At 32.3% G+C, this 15806-nt stretch carries 13 protein-coding genes; 11 read left to right on the top strand and 2 right to left on the bottom strand.

Annotated elements, in window-relative coordinates; genetic code table 11:
• Positions 1-28 precede the first annotated feature (28 nt).
• From JOD41_RS05760 to JOD41_RS05730, 8 genes are all read left to right on the top strand, one after another.
• Positions 29-655 carry a cytidylate kinase-like family protein gene (locus JOD41_RS05760; protein WP_205051967.1) on the top strand — a complete coding sequence of 209 codons (627 nt, stop codon included), beginning with the start codon at positions 29-31 and terminating at the stop codon, positions 653-655.
• Between the two features lie 227 nt (positions 656-882).
• Positions 883-1872 (top strand): helix-turn-helix domain-containing protein, encoded by a 990-nt coding sequence (locus tag JOD41_RS05755; protein WP_205051966.1) that lies wholly within the window; start codon positions 883-885, stop codon positions 1870-1872.
• 95 nt (positions 1873-1967) lie between these two features.
• A complete protein-coding gene (locus JOD41_RS05750; RefSeq protein ID WP_205051965.1) occupies positions 1968-3020 on the top strand; it encodes an enoyl-CoA hydratase/isomerase family protein in 1053 nt (350 codons plus the stop codon).
• A gap of 349 nt (positions 3021-3369) precedes the next feature.
• Positions 3370-4914 (top strand): S-layer homology domain-containing protein, encoded by a 1545-nt coding sequence (locus JOD41_RS09200; protein ID WP_239541074.1) that lies wholly within the window; start codon positions 3370-3372, stop codon positions 4912-4914.
• Between the two features lie 329 nt (positions 4915-5243).
• Positions 5244-6209: a [FeFe] hydrogenase H-cluster radical SAM maturase HydE gene (hydE, locus tag JOD41_RS05740; protein WP_239541072.1), complete on the top strand. Its 966-nt coding sequence runs from the start codon at positions 5244-5246 to the stop codon at positions 6207-6209.
• 22 nt (positions 6210-6231) lie between these two features.
• The gene (gene hydG / locus JOD41_RS05735) at positions 6232-7653 is read left to right on the top strand and encodes a [FeFe] hydrogenase H-cluster radical SAM maturase HydG (protein ID WP_205052082.1); all 1422 of its coding nucleotides are present in this window, start codon (positions 6232-6234) and stop codon (positions 7651-7653) included.
• Positions 7653-7823 carry a GTPase gene (locus JOD41_RS09195; RefSeq protein ID WP_239541069.1) on the top strand — a complete coding sequence of 57 codons (171 nt, stop codon included), beginning with the start codon at positions 7653-7655 and terminating at the stop codon, positions 7821-7823. Before hydG ends, JOD41_RS09195 begins: the two co-directional genes overlap by 1 nt.
• Before the next feature lie 22 nt (positions 7824-7845).
• On the top strand, positions 7846-8424 hold the full coding sequence (locus JOD41_RS05730; RefSeq protein WP_239541066.1) for a cytidylate kinase family protein: 579 nt from the start codon (positions 7846-7848) through the stop codon (positions 8422-8424).
• 278 nt (positions 8425-8702) lie between these two features.
• On the opposite strand, the gene JOD41_RS05725 is transcribed toward JOD41_RS05730, so the two are convergent.
• Positions 8703-9311: a DUF4230 domain-containing protein gene (locus tag JOD41_RS05725; RefSeq protein ID WP_205051963.1), complete on the bottom strand. Its 609-nt coding sequence runs from the start codon at positions 9309-9311 to the stop codon at positions 8703-8705.
• Between the two features lie 130 nt (positions 9312-9441).
• On the opposite strand from JOD41_RS05725, the gene JOD41_RS05720 reads away from it, so the two are divergent.
• Positions 9442-10794, top strand: a complete 1353-nt coding sequence (locus JOD41_RS05720; RefSeq protein ID WP_205052081.1) for a hemolysin family protein — start codon at positions 9442-9444, stop codon at positions 10792-10794.
• A gap of 210 nt (positions 10795-11004) precedes the next feature.
• Here the strand turns inward: JOD41_RS05720 and JOD41_RS05715 are convergent, their stop codons facing one another.
• Positions 11005-11844 (bottom strand): gamma-glutamyl-gamma-aminobutyrate hydrolase family protein, encoded by an 840-nt coding sequence (locus JOD41_RS05715; RefSeq protein WP_205051962.1) that lies wholly within the window; start codon positions 11842-11844, stop codon positions 11005-11007.
• 395 nt (positions 11845-12239) lie between these two features.
• Here JOD41_RS05715 and JOD41_RS05710 point away from each other — a divergent pair, with 395 nt between their 5' ends.
• Together JOD41_RS05710 and clpB are read left to right on the top strand one after the other, a co-directional pair.
• Positions 12240-13166, top strand: a complete 927-nt coding sequence (locus JOD41_RS05710; RefSeq protein ID WP_205051961.1) for a DnaJ C-terminal domain-containing protein — start codon at positions 12240-12242, stop codon at positions 13164-13166.
• A gap of 20 nt (positions 13167-13186) precedes the next feature.
• The gene (gene clpB, locus JOD41_RS05705; RefSeq protein WP_205051960.1) at positions 13187-15766 is read left to right on the top strand and encodes an ATP-dependent chaperone ClpB; all 2580 of its coding nucleotides are present in this window, start codon (positions 13187-13189) and stop codon (positions 15764-15766) included.
• Positions 15767-15806: the final 40 nt, after the last annotated feature.

Raw genomic sequence — 15806 nt, 5'->3', positions numbered from 1 at the left:
TCATATATAATGGTTGAGAGGTGAGAATATGTCACTATTTAATAAATTTTTCGAAAAAGCTGGAAAAAAATTAATTACAATTGATGGAGAATATGGCAGCGGAGCCAATGAAATTGCAAAAAAAGTTGCCGAAAGATTAAATTACCAATTCTTTGACGAAAAATTAATTGAACTTATGAGCCTGGAAGGCAAAGTAAAACCTGAAGAAATAAAAAAAGACGATTCCTTTTTGCAAGGGACAATTTACGATTTATATAGACAAAACTATTCCTATTCACAAGAGGACATTGCAACAAATGATGCTGCCTTTCTTTTGGATTCAAGAACTATAAGAGAAATTGCAAAAAATAAAAAGGCTGTAATTTTTGGCAAGTGCAGTGATTTTGTCTTAGAAGATTTCCCAAAACTTTCTGTATTTATTTACGCATCAAGTGACTTTAAAGAAGAGAGAATTTTAAATACTTACAATGTAAAAAAAGATAAACTTGAACTAAAATTAGAGCGTGAAAATAATAGAAGGTCAAATCACTATGGTAGAAATACTGGAAAAATTTGGGGCGAGAGATCAAATTATGACCTCTTAATAGATTCTTCAGCCTTTGACTTTGAAAGCCTGGTAAATTTAATTGTAGATATGTCAAAAAATAAAAAGTAAAAATCCTGACACAAGTCAGGATTTTTTATCGAAAAAATTTATAAAAACTTTACATGATCTTTAAATAAAATATATATTTCATAGAAAAATGCTTTGTAAAATATATATAAGCAAAAAAATTTTAAAATTTTAAGACTTGCAACTTGGAGTTTACAAATTGACAAGCACTATTTATAGCTTGCCACCATAAATTTTTATAAAATTTACTTAGAAAAGGAGGTAAGACTATGATTTTAGCAGACAAAATTATAAATCTTAGAAAGAAAAATGCTTGGTCACAAGAAGAACTTGCAGAAAAACTTGGCGTAAGCAGACAATCTATTTCAAAGTACGAAGGGGCACAATCTATTCCCGACATGGATAAAATTTTAAAGCTCAGCAAAATTTTTGGTGTCACAACAGATTATCTCATCAAGGATGAGATAGAGGACCCAGAATTTTTAGATGAGGAATATGAAGAAAGTAAGACGAGAAAAGTTTCCATGGAGATGGCAAATGAATATTTGAATTTAAAGGAAATTTCAGCAAAAAATCTTGCTCTTGGAGTTTCTCTTTGTATAATATCTCCAATATTTTTAGTAATTTCATCAGAAGCCTACGAAAAAAAACTTTTATCTGTTCCAGAAAATGTAGTTTATGGAGTTTCTCTTACAGTATTATTTTTATTTATAATAGCTGCAGTTGGAATTTTTGTAAGGGAAGGAATGCTTTTAAAAAAACATGAATTTATAGAAAGTGAAGCCATTGATACTGATTATGGAGTTGATGGCATGGCGAGGGATAGAATGGAAAAGTTTCACGATTCTTTTGTCAAGAACAACATAATTGGTATCTTACTTATAGTTGCCTCAGTTCTTCCAATTTTTGTTGGCATGATTTTTTCAGCTGAAGACATGGTAATAGCAATAGCAATGGGTTTTTTATTGGCACTTGTCGGTCTTGGTGTAAATTTTTTGCTGAGAACCAATATTCCCATGAGTGCCCTAAAGGCACTTTTAGAAGAAGATGACTTTACTAGAAAAAATAAGGAGCTTAAGAAGAAGATAGAGCCCTTTATCACAGCCTATTGGATTCTTATTGTGGCAATTTATCTTGGCTATTCCCTTGTCACAAATAAATGGGACAAGTCATGGATAATTTGGCCAATGGCAGGCGTCTCCTACGTCCTATATTATTTAATTTTAAGATTTTTCCTGGAAAATAATTTTAAAAAATAAAATTTTGAAAAATAGATTTCACTTATATGAGATCTATTTTTTTGCGATTTTTTTCTTTGGGTATAAAATATTTATAAGGAAAAGATGGTGATGAAATGAAGGATTTTATTATTCCAAAAGTTATAAAAAACCTGGGCGTAATTTATTTAAATAATCCTAGAAAATTAAATGCCCTAAATTTTGAAATGATAAAGAAAATTAGAGAAATTTTGGAAAAATGGGAAGACGATGAGAATATTAAAGCAGTTTTATTTGACAGCTTGACAGATAAGGCCTTTTGCTCTGGAGGAGATTTAAAGGACCTCTACAATAATTTTATAAACAAGGATTCCTGTAAGAGAAAAGACGAATTTTTTGCAACAGAATTTGAGCTTGATAAGTATATTGCATCCTATAAAAAGCCTCTTATAAGTCACTGGAGAGGCATTGTCATGGGTGGTGGCATTGGTCTTAGCATAAATTCAGACTATATAATTTCAGAAGAATCTGTAAACTGGGCTATGCCAGAAACTAGTCTTGGCTTTGTGCCAGATGTTGGAGTCTGCAACTACATCTCTAGACTTCCGAAGGCCTTGGGACATTTTGTTGGCATTCTCGGAAGAGGTCTTGAAGCTTCTGATTTAATTAAATATAATTTTTCCCATGTCTATATTGATTCAAAGGATTATGAAAAATTAATTGAAAAACTTATTGATCTTTCAGAAATTTATGAGGGCGAAGAATTAATTGAAAAATTAAAAATTGAAGGCGAAAAATATAATTTGCCAGTAAAGGAAACTTTTGTAGATAAAAATTATGACAAAATTGAAAAATATTTTAATAAAGATAGCCTTGAGGAAATTTATAAAAGTCTAGAAGAAAACCTAGAAGATGAATTTGCAAGAGAAATCTATGATGACTTAAAGGCAAGGTCACAGTTTATGCTTCAAGTGCAATTTGAAAAATATTTTTTATGTAAAAACTTGACCTACCATGAAACTGTGGACTTAGACCTAAAAGTTTTAAATTACGCTCTTGAAATTGGGGAAATGGAAAAGGGAATTAAATCAAAAGTTATAGATAAGGACTACCAGCCGAAGTGGAGGGAGATGTCCTTAGAAGATGTTGAAATTGAAGAAGTAAAAAAATTATTAGAAGTAGAAAAATAAAAAAATATTCTTAAAAGATACTATTTTAAAACAGTCATTGAATTAAAGTAGTATCTTTTAAAATTAAAAGATAAGGATATCTAAAAAGACAGATAAAGCGAGGATATATTAAAGAAAAACATTTATTCAATCGCAATAAAATTAAAAATATTTTAATGAAGAAGAATTATTAAAAAAAGAAAGATAAAATAATAAACAAAATCAAGTGACAAATACTATGATTTAAGTATATGTAGAAATACTAGAAAGTTTTTATTTACATACTTCTTTGTCTTATATAAGTAGGAAAAACTTATAGATTTTTACTAATTTTTGTAAGCGCGTTTCTCTTATTATTTAAGGAGGAAAAATGAAAAAAATAAATGAAAAACCTAGTAATGGAATGAGTAAGTTGTCACTAGGTTTTGTTTCTTGCCTTTTAGGCTTTTCTTTAATGCTAGGTTCAGTACCAGGACAAGCCTATGCAAGTTCAGTTAAAAATTATACGCAAATAGCCTTAAAGTCTGACAAGACCAATAAAGAAAGAGAAGAAAGTCAAAGGCCAGGTACAGTTGGCGAAGATCAAAATGCAAATGAGAAGTTTGCAGCAAGGGTTAAAAAGGCCAAGGAAGAATTGAAAGTCTATTTAGATACAATGGACGATAAAGTTCTTGATAATGAAGCAATAGAATATGGTGACAATCAAGTAAAATCTCAAATTAAAAACTCTATAGCTAGGGCAAAAGAATTATTAGCAAAAGATTCTAATTCAATAAGTGAAGAAGAAGTGGCAGAAATTGAAGCAATGCCATTTAAAAAAGTTGATGGTAAAAAATCTGGCTTATTTAGAGATTATACTAAAAAAGCCCTTGTTAACTTTGAGGTTTCTGGAGATAGGGATAAGTTAAACCCACACAACAATAAAAAATATGTTGCCCTTAAGGACAATAAAATAAGAATTAAATCTACTTTAAAAGATGCAGGAAAGATTGGAGAAAATGAAAAATTCTTCTTCAAGCTTAACTATGTAACTGTAGATGATTTTAATGCTATGAAACCTTCGAAGGAAGTAGATATAACTTCAACAGCTACACCTAAATACAAAAAACAAGAGCTTCCAATAGAGGACTATTCTGTTAAGGCTGTGGATGGTGGTTATGAAATTGTAATAACTAAATTACCAGACAAGGCAAAATATATTAAACCTATTGTATTAGTTAAATTTGCAGAGAAAACTTATTTTGAAAATGGTGACATGGTAGAAGTTACTGAAAGCGCAATAGAAAATGCTCCAAATGAAAAACCTAAATCAAAACATGGAGCCTATATTTTTGGCTACGGTGACAAGAGTTTCCGTCCTGAGGGAAAGATAAGTCGTGCTGAAGCAGCTTCTATGATAGGAGTCTTGGCTGGATTAGACTTAGACAATAAGGACAAGCCTAACTTCAAAGATACACCTAATGGATGGTATAATGCAGCCATAAATGCTATGGTTAAAAACAACTTGATGTTCGCAGACGAGAATGGCAACTTTAGGCCTAATGAGCCAATAACTAGGGCAGAATTTGCTAGAGCCATAGCTGGTATTGATAAGAAGAACAACAAGACCGCTCCTTTTGCAGATATCAAGGGTCACAAATTTGAAGATGCAATCAATCAAGTTTATGGTAATGGACACATTGTTGGCTATCCAGATGGAAGTTTTAAACCAGATGGTGTTATTACTAGGGCAGAAGCCGTTACAATTTTAAACCACTATGATGGTCGTTCTATTAACAAAAAAGATTTAGAAAAGATTATTAAGGACTTTAATAATTTCACTGATGTCAAAGAAAATCACTGGGCCTATGTTCAAATTTTCTTGGCAGCAAATGATTATCAAGAAATTTTAAATTCCTTGGCTAAGAAGAATTAAAAATTACTAAATTATCTTCACTTTCTCAAAAATGGATGCAGTCTTTACTGCGTCCATTTTTTTATAGAAATTTATATTGTAGGCTAAAAAAGAATTATAAAATGGAAATTCTTTATCCTATTTGCATCTTTTGATATTCTTAAGTGCAAAAATTTTTTATTTCATTATGTTTCTTAAAATCAACAAAATTTGATATAATATGATACTGTAATTGTAGTTAAAAAATTATTTTCGGGTAAGATGAATGGAAGATGGCCATTGAAAACTTTAAAGATATGTGAAAAGTTTATAATACCAAGGAGATTAGCTTTAAGGATTTTTCCAACCTAATGAATTTGGATAAAGTTGAAGCCGAAGATTTACATGCCTTTGCAAGAGACTTAGCAGTAAAAAACTTTGGCCGAGAGATTTACATTAGGGGCCTAATAGAAATTTCCACTTATTGCAAAAGCAATTGCTACTATTGTGGTCTTAGGTTGGCCAACAAAAATACCAAGAGGCTTAGGTTGTCTAAGGAAGAAATCTTGGACCTTGCCAGCTACTCAGTGGACCTGGGGATAAAAACCATTGTCATGCAGGGTGGCGAAGATGACTTTTATAGCCTTGATTACTTAAAAGAAATTATTTATCATATCAAAGAAAAGTTTCCTGATGTTGCCATAACACTTTCTCTTGGTGAAAGAGATTTTCAGGACTTTGAGGCCTTGAAAAATATGGGGGCTGACAGGCACCTCTTGCGGCATGAAACCTATTCCAAGTCTCACTACCAAAGGCTTCATCCAAGCTCTATGAAGTTTGAAAACAGGATTGATTCCATTCTAAAATTAAAGGACTTGGGCTTTCAAACAGGTTGTGGCATGATGGTGGGTTCACCTTATCAAAGGCTTGAAAATTTATATGAGGATTTAAAATTTATTTTAAAATTAAGACCTCAGATGGTGGGAATTGGACCCTTCATACCCCAACATGACACTCCTTTCAGGGACTTTGAAGGCGGCAAGTTAGAAGATGTTCTTAAAATTTTATACATTGTAAGGATTGCTGACGAGAAACTTCTCTTGCCATCAACAACTGCCCTGGGAAGTATTGACGAATTTGGACGAGAAAAGGGAATTTTGGCAGGGGCCAATGTTTTAATGCCCAATGTTGGGGCAGAGAAACTTAGAAAAAATTATAAGCTTTACGACAATAAAATCGGTACAGAAGTTCAAAACTCTGACGACTTTATGGGACTAGAGAAAAAACTAGAGAAAATTGGATATAAGATTTCCAAATCTAGAGGAGATTATAAGTGAGGATTAAGGAATAGTGAAGAAATTGTACAAGCTAGATTCAAAAATTGCAGATGAATTTATAAACCATCAAGAGATCTTAGAAACTCTTGACTATGCAGAAAAAAACAAGAATAATAAGGACCTCTTAGATGAAGTTCTTGAAAAGGCAAAGAAGGAAAAGGGACTAAACCACAGAGAGGCGGCTTTACTTCTACTTGCTGAAGACAAGTATTACCAAGAAGAAATTTATAAGCTTGCAAAGAAAATTAAGGAAGACCACTACGGCAACAGGATTGTTTTGTTTGCCCCCCTTTATCTTTCAAACTATTGTATTAATGGTTGTGTTTATTGCCCTTACCATGCAAAAAATAAATCAATTAGAAGAAAAAAATTATCTCAAGAAGAAATTAAAAGTGAAGTTATAGCCCTTCAAGACATGGGCCACAAGAGACTTGCCCTTGAACTTGGTGAAGACCCTGTGAACAATACAATGGAATATATTTTGGAATCCATTAAGACAATTTATTCTATTAAACATGAAAATGGTCAAATAAGAAGGGTCAACATAAATATTGCTGCTACTACTGTGGAAAATTATAAAAAATTAAAGGATGCAGAAATTGGAACCTACATCCTCTTCCAAGAAACCTACAACAAGAAGTCATATGAAGAACTTCACCCAACAGGACCAAAGCATAATTACGCCTACCACACTGAAGCCATGGATAGGGCCATGGAAGCTGGCATCGACGACGTTGGGATTGGAGTTTTATTTGGATTAGAAACTTATAAGTATGAATTAGTTGGACTCTTAATGCACGCAGAACACTTGGAAGAAAGATTTGGAGTTGGGCCTCACACAATTTCTGTTCCAAGAATCCAACCTGCCGATGACATTGATCCAAGTGATTTTAAAAACGAACTTGCCGATGATATTTTTGAAAAACTAATTGCCCTAATTAGGGTTTCTGTACCTTACACTGGCATGATAATATCAACTAGAGAGTCACAAAAAGTTAGAGAACGCGCTCTTGAACTAGGTGTAAGTCAAATTTCTGGTGGATCAAGAACCTCTGTTGGTGGATATGTTGAGGAAGAATTAGAAGAAGATAACTCTGCTCAATTTGATGTTGCAGATAATAGGACCCTTGAAGAAGTTGTGGATTGGCTAATGGAACTTGGTTATATCCCAAGTTTTTGTACAGCCTGCTATAGGGAAGGAAGAACTGGCGACAGGTTCATGCAACTTTGCAAGTCAGGACAAATCTTAAATTGTTGTCAGCCTAATGCCCTTATGACTTTGAAGGAATACATGTTAGATTATGGAAATGAAAAGACAAGAGAACTTAGCGAAGACTTAATTGCAAGAGAACTTGAAAAAATTCCAAATGAAATTGTAAAGAAGAAGGCTAAAGAATATATAAGCGAAATGGAAGAAGTTGGAAAGAGAGATTTTAGATTTTAATGGAACTTAATAAGACAAATTCTGGTAACAGGATTCACATAGGATTTTTTGGAAAGGTAAATTCGGGCAAGAGCTCAATAATAAATGAATTTTCTGGCCGAGATATTTCCATTGTTTCAAACCAAGAGGGGACAACTACAGATCCAGTTTACAAGTCAATGGAGATTTAAGAGCTTGGGGCCATGTCTTTTAATGGACACGTCAGGCATAGGAGACGAAACAGTCCTTGGACAAAAGAGGATGAAGAGAACTGACGAAGTTATATCGAAAACTGACATTGGAGTCCTAGTTGTATCAGATACCCAAACAGGACCTGAAAGGGAAATGCTAAAAAAATTTAAGGACACTCCAATCCTTCTTGTAATAAATAAAATTGACCTCTTATCAGAAGAAGAAATAAAAAAAGATGATTCCTTTTTGCAAGGGACAATTTACGATTTATATAGACAAAACTATTCCTATTCACAAGAGGACATTGCAAAAAATGATGCTGCCTTTCTTTTGGATTTAAGAACTATAAGAGAAATTGCAAAAAATAAAAAGGCTGTAATTTTTGGCAAGTGCAGTGATTTTGTCTTAGAAGATTTTCCAAAAATTTCTATATTTATTTACACATCAAGTGACTTTAAAGAAGAGAGAATTTTAAATACTTACAATGCAAAAAATATTAGGAGTAGAATCGAGAGTACAAAAGAAAAAAGCATCCCAATAACAAACTACGGAATAGTAATAGCATATTTCAAGGGGATACTGGATAAAATAAATTATTAAAGATAATTAATAATAAAGAGCTGTGGTGACACAGCTTCAGATTGATGACAAGGCAGGCAAAAAAAGCCTGCTCTTTTAATATAATCATCTAATTTAAAGAAAAAATTAGGAATACTGCTATATAAATTCAATCCTAATAGAGATTTAACTTTGAATAAATTAATGGTTTTTTTAGCAAAGACATTAAAATGCAAAAAACCCAGAAAATATTCCTGGGTTTGTCTACAATCTGAGGACATACTATAAGGAATGCCCTTTTTTTTGATCTTATTAATATTTTATTTTAAAGAATCGTCCCTTGTTATTTTAATTTTATATTCACTTAAAATTGTATCTCCCAAGAGAAGTTCTTCTATTGCCTTTTTAGATTCTTCGTCAGCTTCCTTTAAAAGCCCTCTCTTAATGGCTTTTTTTTCAACTTCTTTCTTTTGATCCTTAGAAAAGTTGTTATAGTCTTCAATGTCAATTCTGTTAAAAATAGATTCTCTCTCGTCAAAAACCTTTAGTGAATCTTCATAAATTTCGTGGCTCAAAATTTTTGCCGGTGGAATTTTTATTTCAATGCTTTTATCATGAAGTTCTACCTTCATTTTTTCAAGGTCCACACCTGCATTTATAAGTCCATCATAGGAAACTATGAATTTTTTTGATGTAAAGGGAATTTTGTAGCCATAAAAAGTATTTTGATTTTCAAACTGTCCCATATTTGTATAGTGATATTTAAGAGTCGTAAGTTCCTTGGCACTAACTAATTTATTAAAAATTAAAGTAGAAGTTATATTTGGTTCCATTTGGCTTTTCATAACTTTTTTGCCAGCAAAGAAAGTTGCCAAAAGTGCCACTGCAAGGAGAAGAACTAAAATAGATAATTTTTTAAATTTTTTCATCATACACCTCCATATCAATTTTTATTATAACATAAAAATATCAATAAAAATTCCCTAGATTCATTCTTTTTCTGTTATAATCACAAATTCTTTGATATAATTAGTCTAAAAGATATGGAGGAATATGTTAATGGACGATGGCGCCTTGTGGGCTAAGCTCATATTAATCGCAATACTTACAGGAATTAACGCATTTTTTGCGTCAGCAGAAATGGCTATGGTTTCAGTTAATAACAACAAGATAAAGGAACTTGCAGAAGATGGAGACAAGAGGGCAAAAACTTTACTCTCAATTTCATCTGATCAGACAAGATTTTTATCAACAATTCAGGTTGCAATAACTCTTGCAGGATTTTTCTCATCTGGTTCTGCAGCTACAAGTATATCGCAAGTTTTTGGAGTCTATTTAAGAGATAGGGGCATACCTTATGGCTTTACAGTATCCTTTATTTTAGTGACATTTTTACTATCTTATATAACACTTGTCTTTGGAGAACTTGTTCCAAAAAGAATAGCACTTCAAAATTCAGAAAAAGTTGCACTGAAATCAAGTAATATAATTGCCTTTGCCTCAAAAATATTTTATCCCTTTGTAAAGCTATTGTCTTTCTCAACAGCTTTAGTTTTAAAAATGATGGGCAAATATTCAGAAGATGTTGAAGAAAAAATCTCAGAAGAAGAATTAAAATCCTATATAAAAGTTTCCACTCAGCAAGGAGTAATAAACTCAGCTGGCGAAGAAATGATTGTAAATATAATGGACTTTGATGACAAGTTGGCTTACGAAATAATGACGCCAAGGACATCAATTTACATGGTAGACTATGACGAATTTAACACAGACACAGTTACAGAAATTTTAAAGAAGGGCTATTCAAGAATGCCAGTCTTTAGAGAAAATACAGATAACATTTTGGGAACAGTCTATATCAAAGACCTTTTTGTAGAATATGCAAAAAATGATTATGAGTTTATAAATTTAGACAACTGTATAAAGTCACCTTACTTTGTTCCTGAAACCAAAAAAATTGACATGCTCTTAAAGGAACTTCAAGCTTCCAAAAATTATGTAGCAATATTAATTGACGAGTACGGTGGCTTCTCAGGCATGGTTACAGTAGAAGACATAGTAGAAGAAATAGTTGGAGAAATTGAAGACGAATACGACAAGGAAAATCACTCCTTAGAAAAAATTTCTGACAATGAATATATAGTTGACGGATCTATGGATATAGAAGACATAAACGATGAGCTTGGCACATCACTTTATTCAGAAAACCACGAAACAATTTCTGGGCTTATAATTGAAAAACTTGGCTTTATACCAGAAGAAAATGAAAAGAAAAAGCTTAGCGTAAAAACTTCTGGCTGTATCTTGACAGAACTTGCAGTGGCAGATAAGAGAATAGTAAAAGCAAGTATAAAGGTCATTCCAGAAGAACAAGAAGAAGCCAAAAGAGAATATAAGGAATTTAATTCATAATATAAAAAAACAGGTCCCAGGGCCTGTTTTTTCTTTGGAAGAATATAAAAAAAATTGCCGAGTCTTGCTCGGCGTGTAAAAGGAAATTAATTAAAAAAGTGTATTAAATAATCTGTTATAAGTTTAGCATAATAAATTAATAAATACAATAAAAAAATAAAAAAAATTAGAGGGAATTTTCCCTCTAAAATGTAAAACTAGATTAAATTTTTATTTTTGTTGTGATAATTCTTGTGCTTTTGTGATAAATGCCTTATAAAGATTTAATGCATCTTCATTGTTATCGTCAACTATTAATTCTTCAGGATGGAATTGTAATCCTAAGTAATATGTTTTGTCAGTTCTAGTAATTGCTTCAATTGTTCCGTCAGGAGCTTTTGCCAAAACACTTAAGTTATTTCCAAGGTCTTTAATAGCTTGGTGATGCCAAGAGTTAACTTCAATTTTGCCTGACTTTCCAAATCCTTCAGCTAAAATATTGTCTGGTAAAACTTCGATATCGTGTTTTACGAAAACTTTTCTTTCAGGATCTCTATGAATAACATCAGTAGGTCTTTGAACGATTATATCTTGATATAAAGTTCCTCCTGATAAAATATTAGTAAGTTGCATTCCTCTGCAAGTGGCAAGTGTTGGCTTGTCTTCTTCTAATAAAGCGTTAAGTAAAAATACGTCAGACTTATCTCTTCTTGGGTTAATGTCTTCTAATGTTGGAATTGGTTCTTCCTTGTAAAGGGCAGGGTTTAAGTCGTCTCCACCAGTTACAACAACACCTTGAACTTCACTAATTTCTTTTTTAGCTTGATCAAGTGATTTCATTTCTTTTAAGAAAACAACTTTTGCTCCAGCTTTTCTTAGTGCGTCTGCATACATTTGTGTATCAATGTCTACTTTGTCTTTGGAGTCTTTGTCTACTTCATCTGTTGACCAAGAAATTCCTATTACTGGTGCGTTCTTATCTTCTTTCTTTGAGCAAGCTGTAAATGTTAACATTGCTATTAATAAAAGACTGATGAAAATAATAATATTTTTTTTGTTGTTCTTTCTCATAATATGCTCCTTTTCTAAATATTATTTTTCTAGCTTTACAAATTAAGTATATCGTTTTCACAAAATTCAATCAAGAATTTTTTTGAATAAAATAAAAAAATAAAAAATAATTAGCAGACTACTTGCAAGAGTGCTAATGATGTTGTATAATGTAATAGTCAAAGATAGTCAAAGACAATTGACGTCTTTGAAAAAGATTTAAATTTTAAATTTTCTTATGTAAAAGGCAAGACGGAAACGGAAATTAAAATAAAATCTTTATAATAAAAAAATAAAAATAAAATGTATCAAATTATTAATTTTATTGGCAAATTTTCAATATAATAAATTTAGAAAATTTGGATATAATTATTGTAGAGTAGTTTGATTTTAAATAGATATGAGGAGGGAACAATTTGAAATACAAAGATTATTACGAAATCCTTGGAGTTTCTAAAAATGCTGATGAAAAGGAGATTAAATCTGCCTATAGAAAATTGGCAAAAAAATATCACCCAGATTTGCATCAAGGTGATGAAGCTGCTGCAGAAAAGTTTAAGGAAGTTTCTGAAGCTTACGAGGTTTTATCTGATAAGGACAAGAGAAAGAAGTACGATACTTTTGGCTCTAATTATGATTTTTCTTCCGGATATGATTTCGACCCTTCTCAATATGGCTATACTTACACTACTGGTGGAAGCGGTGCAGATTTTTCTGACTTCTTTGAAACTATTTTCGGCTCATCAAGGTCTGGCAAAGGAGGAAATTTCTCCGGTGGCTTTAATATAAATGACATCTTTGGAGATTTTTCTTCTAAGTCAAGGGGAAGATCAGCAAATAAAGCTAGAAACAAGTTTGAGTCTGAGCTTTCTATCTCAATTAAAGAGGCCTATGAGGGAATAACTAAAAATGTGAGCTTAACTTACAATAAGAAGGAATATCAAGTTGCTGTAAAAATTCCTAAGGGAATAACTCGTGGCAAAAAAGTTAAAGTAAAGGGCGAAAAGTTTGGCTTACCTGGAGATATTCTCTTTAAGATAAATATTCGCGACGAAAAGGATCTTGTCCTTGACGGTCTTGATATCACAAAGACTGAAAATATTTATCCATGGGATGCAGCTCTTGGTGGCAGCAAAACTGTGGAAACTTTAGATGGAAAATTAAAATTAAAAATCCCAGAAAATTTTGTTGGAGGAAATAAAATGAGAATTCCTTCCAAGGGTTTTAAAGATTTAAAGGGCAAGGTGGGCGACCTCTATGTCATCTTTAATATCATAAATCCAAAGAAATTATCTGATGATCAAATAAAATTATATAAAGAATTACAAAATTTAAATAAATAAAATGTAAATGAGGTGTTTTTATGAATTTTGAAAAATTTACTCAAAAATCCCTTGAAGCCGTTCAAGGCGCATACAATATTGCGAAGGAATACGGCAATCCTGAGGTAAAAGAAATTCACATAAATTATGCACTTTTAAATGACAAAGAAGGACTTATACCAAGGGTCTTAACTTATATGGAAAAAAATCCTGATATGATAAAAAGTGATGTCTTAAAGGTTATTGAAAGACTTCCAAAACAATCAGGTGCTGAAGTTTATGCCGACTCTTCTTACAGAGAGCTTTTCCAAAAGGCAGAAGACTTTATGAAAAAAATGGGCGACGAATATCTTTCTGTTGAACATATTTATCTTGGACTTTTAAACATGAAGGGAACTGATTCATCTTCTATTTTTAACAAGCATAAAATTGATGCTGATAGTTTTTTAAATGCTCTTAAAAAAATTAGGGGCAATCAACATGTTACTACAGATAATCCTGAAGGAACTTATGACGCCTTAAAAAAATACGGACAAGATTTAACTGAACTTGCTCGTGATGGCAAGTTAGACCCAGTAATTGGTCGTGATGAAGAAGTTCGTAATGTTATAAGAATTTTATCTCGTAGAACAAAGAACAATCCGGTTTTAATTGGTCCTCCTGGAGTTGGTAAAACTGCCATAGCAGGTGGACTTGCCCAAAGAATTGTGTCTGAAGATGTGCCTGAAGGACTTAAAAATAAAACTGTCTTCTCTCTAGATATGGGAGCTCTAATAGCTGGGGCAAAATATCGTGGTGAATTTGAAGAGAGATTAAAGGCTGTTTTAAATGAAGTGAAAAAATCTGAAGGCGACATAATTTTATTCATTGACGAAATTCACAACATTGTTGGTGCAGGAAAAACTGATGGCGCTATGGACGCATCAAATTTATTAAAGCCAATGCTTGCTCGTGGAGAACTTCACGCAATTGGTGCCACAACTCTTGATGAATACAGAAAATATATTGAAAAGGATCCAGCTCTTGAAAGAAGATTCCAAAAAGTTATGGTTAAAGAGCCAACTGTTGAAGATACAATTGCCATCCTTCGTGGTTTAAAGGACAAATATGAAATTTATCACGGCATAAGAATTTCTGACTCTGCAGTAATTGCTGCTGCAACTTTATCTGATAGATACATCACTGACAGATTTTTGCCAGATAAGGCTATAGACTTAATGGATGAAGCTTGCGCAATGCTAAGGACAGAAATAGACTCAATGCCAATAGAAATTGATGAAGTTAGAAGAAAAATTTTGCAACTTGAAATCGAAAACCAAGCTCTTAAAAAGGAAACTGACGAAGCAAGTGCTGAAAGACTTAAAAAACTTCAAGCTGAACTTTCTGAAGAAAAGGCAGAATTTGACAGATTAAAATCAAAATGGGAAGCTGAAAAGAAGGAACTTGATTCAACTAAGGATATCAAGAAAAAAATTGAAGATACAAATCATGCCATTGAAGAAGCTGAAAGAAATTACGACCTTGAAAAGCTTTCTGAATTAAAATATGGCACTCTTCCAAAATTAAAGGAAGAACTTGCAAAAAAAGAATCAGAAAAGAAAGATGAATCTTCAATGGTTAAGGAAGAAGTTACAGAAGATGAAATTGCCTATGTTGTAAGTAGATGGACAGGAATTCCTGTTGAAAAATTAAATAAAACTGAAAGAGAAAAACTTCTTAACTTAGAAGATATTCTTCACAAGAGAGTAATTGGTCAAGATAAGGCAATTGAAGTTGTTTCTGATGCTGTTTTAAGGGCGAGAGCAGGACTTAAAGATAGAAATAAACCTATTGGTTCCTTTATTTTCTTGGGACCAACTGGTGTTGGTAAAACTGAAACTGCAAAGGCTCTTACAGAAACTCTTTTCGATGATGAGAGAAATCTAATTAGAATTGATATGTCTGAATACATGGAAAAACACTCTGTGTCAAGACTTGTGGGATCTCCTCCAGGATATGTTGGCTATGATGAAGGAGGACAACTTACTGAAGCTGTAAGGAGAAAACCCTATTCAGTAATTTTATTTGACGAAATCGAAAAGGCTCATCCAGATGTCTTTAATATTCTTCTACAAGTTCTTGATGACGGAAGACTTACTGACAACCAAGGAAGAACTGTGGACTTTAAAAACACAGTTATAATAATGACATCAAATATTGGCTCTCACTTCTTAATTGATGGAATTGGTGCTGACGGACAAATTACTGAAGATGCAAGAGAAAATGTAATGAGAGACTTACGTTCATCTTTTAGACCAGAATTTTTAAATAGAGTTGATGAAATAGTTTTATTTAAACCACTTCAAAGAAATGAAATCTATGACATTATTAAACAAAGTATTAAAGAAGTTGAAAGAAAACTTGAAGATAGAGAAATTAAAATTGAAGTAACAGATGCTGCTCTTGAATTTATCCTTAACGCATCCTTTAGCCCACAATATGGTGCAAGACCAGTTAAGAGATATATTGGCCATGCTCTTGAAACAAAAATTTCAAAGATGATTATTAAGGGCGATATAATGGATGGCGACACAATTTTAGTTGATGTAGAAGCCGATGATTTGTCTGTTAAAGTTAAATAATTAAAAATACGGACTTGCTGCGGCGAGTCCTTTTTTATGT

It is taken from the genome of Peptoniphilus gorbachii, assembly GCF_016908115.1.
Classification (GTDB): domain Bacteria; phylum Bacillota; class Clostridia; order Tissierellales; family Peptoniphilaceae; genus Peptoniphilus_A; species Peptoniphilus_A gorbachii.
This window is presented reverse-complemented; position numbering and strand designations above follow the sequence as displayed.

Bases quoted from the DNA above. Each gene is read 5' to 3' on its own strand.
- JOD41_RS05760 (WP_205051967.1), top strand. From the start codon at position 29: ATGTCACTATTTAATAAATTTTTCGAAAAAGCTGGAAAAAAATTAATT.
- JOD41_RS05755 (WP_205051966.1), top strand. From the start codon at position 883: ATGATTTTAGCAGACAAAATTATAAATCTTAGAAAGAAAAATGCTTGG.
- JOD41_RS05750 (WP_205051965.1), top strand. From the start codon at position 1,968: ATGAAGGATTTTATTATTCCAAAAGTTATAAAAAACCTGGGCGTAATT.
- JOD41_RS09200 (WP_239541074.1), top strand. From the start codon at position 3,370: ATGAAAAAAATAAATGAAAAACCTAGTAATGGAATGAGTAAGTTGTCA.
- hydE (WP_239541072.1), top strand. From the start codon at position 5,244: ATGAATTTGGATAAAGTTGAAGCCGAAGATTTACATGCCTTTGCAAGA.
- JOD41_RS09195 (WP_239541069.1), top strand. From the start codon at position 7,653: ATGGAACTTAATAAGACAAATTCTGGTAACAGGATTCACATAGGATTT.
- JOD41_RS05730 (WP_239541066.1), top strand. From the start codon at position 7,846: ATGGACACGTCAGGCATAGGAGACGAAACAGTCCTTGGACAAAAGAGG.
- JOD41_RS05725 (WP_205051963.1), bottom strand. From the start codon at position 9,311: ATGAAAAAATTTAAAAAATTATCTATTTTAGTTCTTCTCCTTGCAGTG.
- JOD41_RS05720 (WP_205052081.1), top strand. From the start codon at position 9,442: ATGGACGATGGCGCCTTGTGGGCTAAGCTCATATTAATCGCAATACTT.
- JOD41_RS05715 (WP_205051962.1), bottom strand. From the start codon at position 11,844: ATGAGAAAGAACAACAAAAAAAATATTATTATTTTCATCAGTCTTTTA.
- clpB (WP_205051960.1), top strand. From the start codon at position 13,187: ATGAATTTTGAAAAATTTACTCAAAAATCCCTTGAAGCCGTTCAAGGC.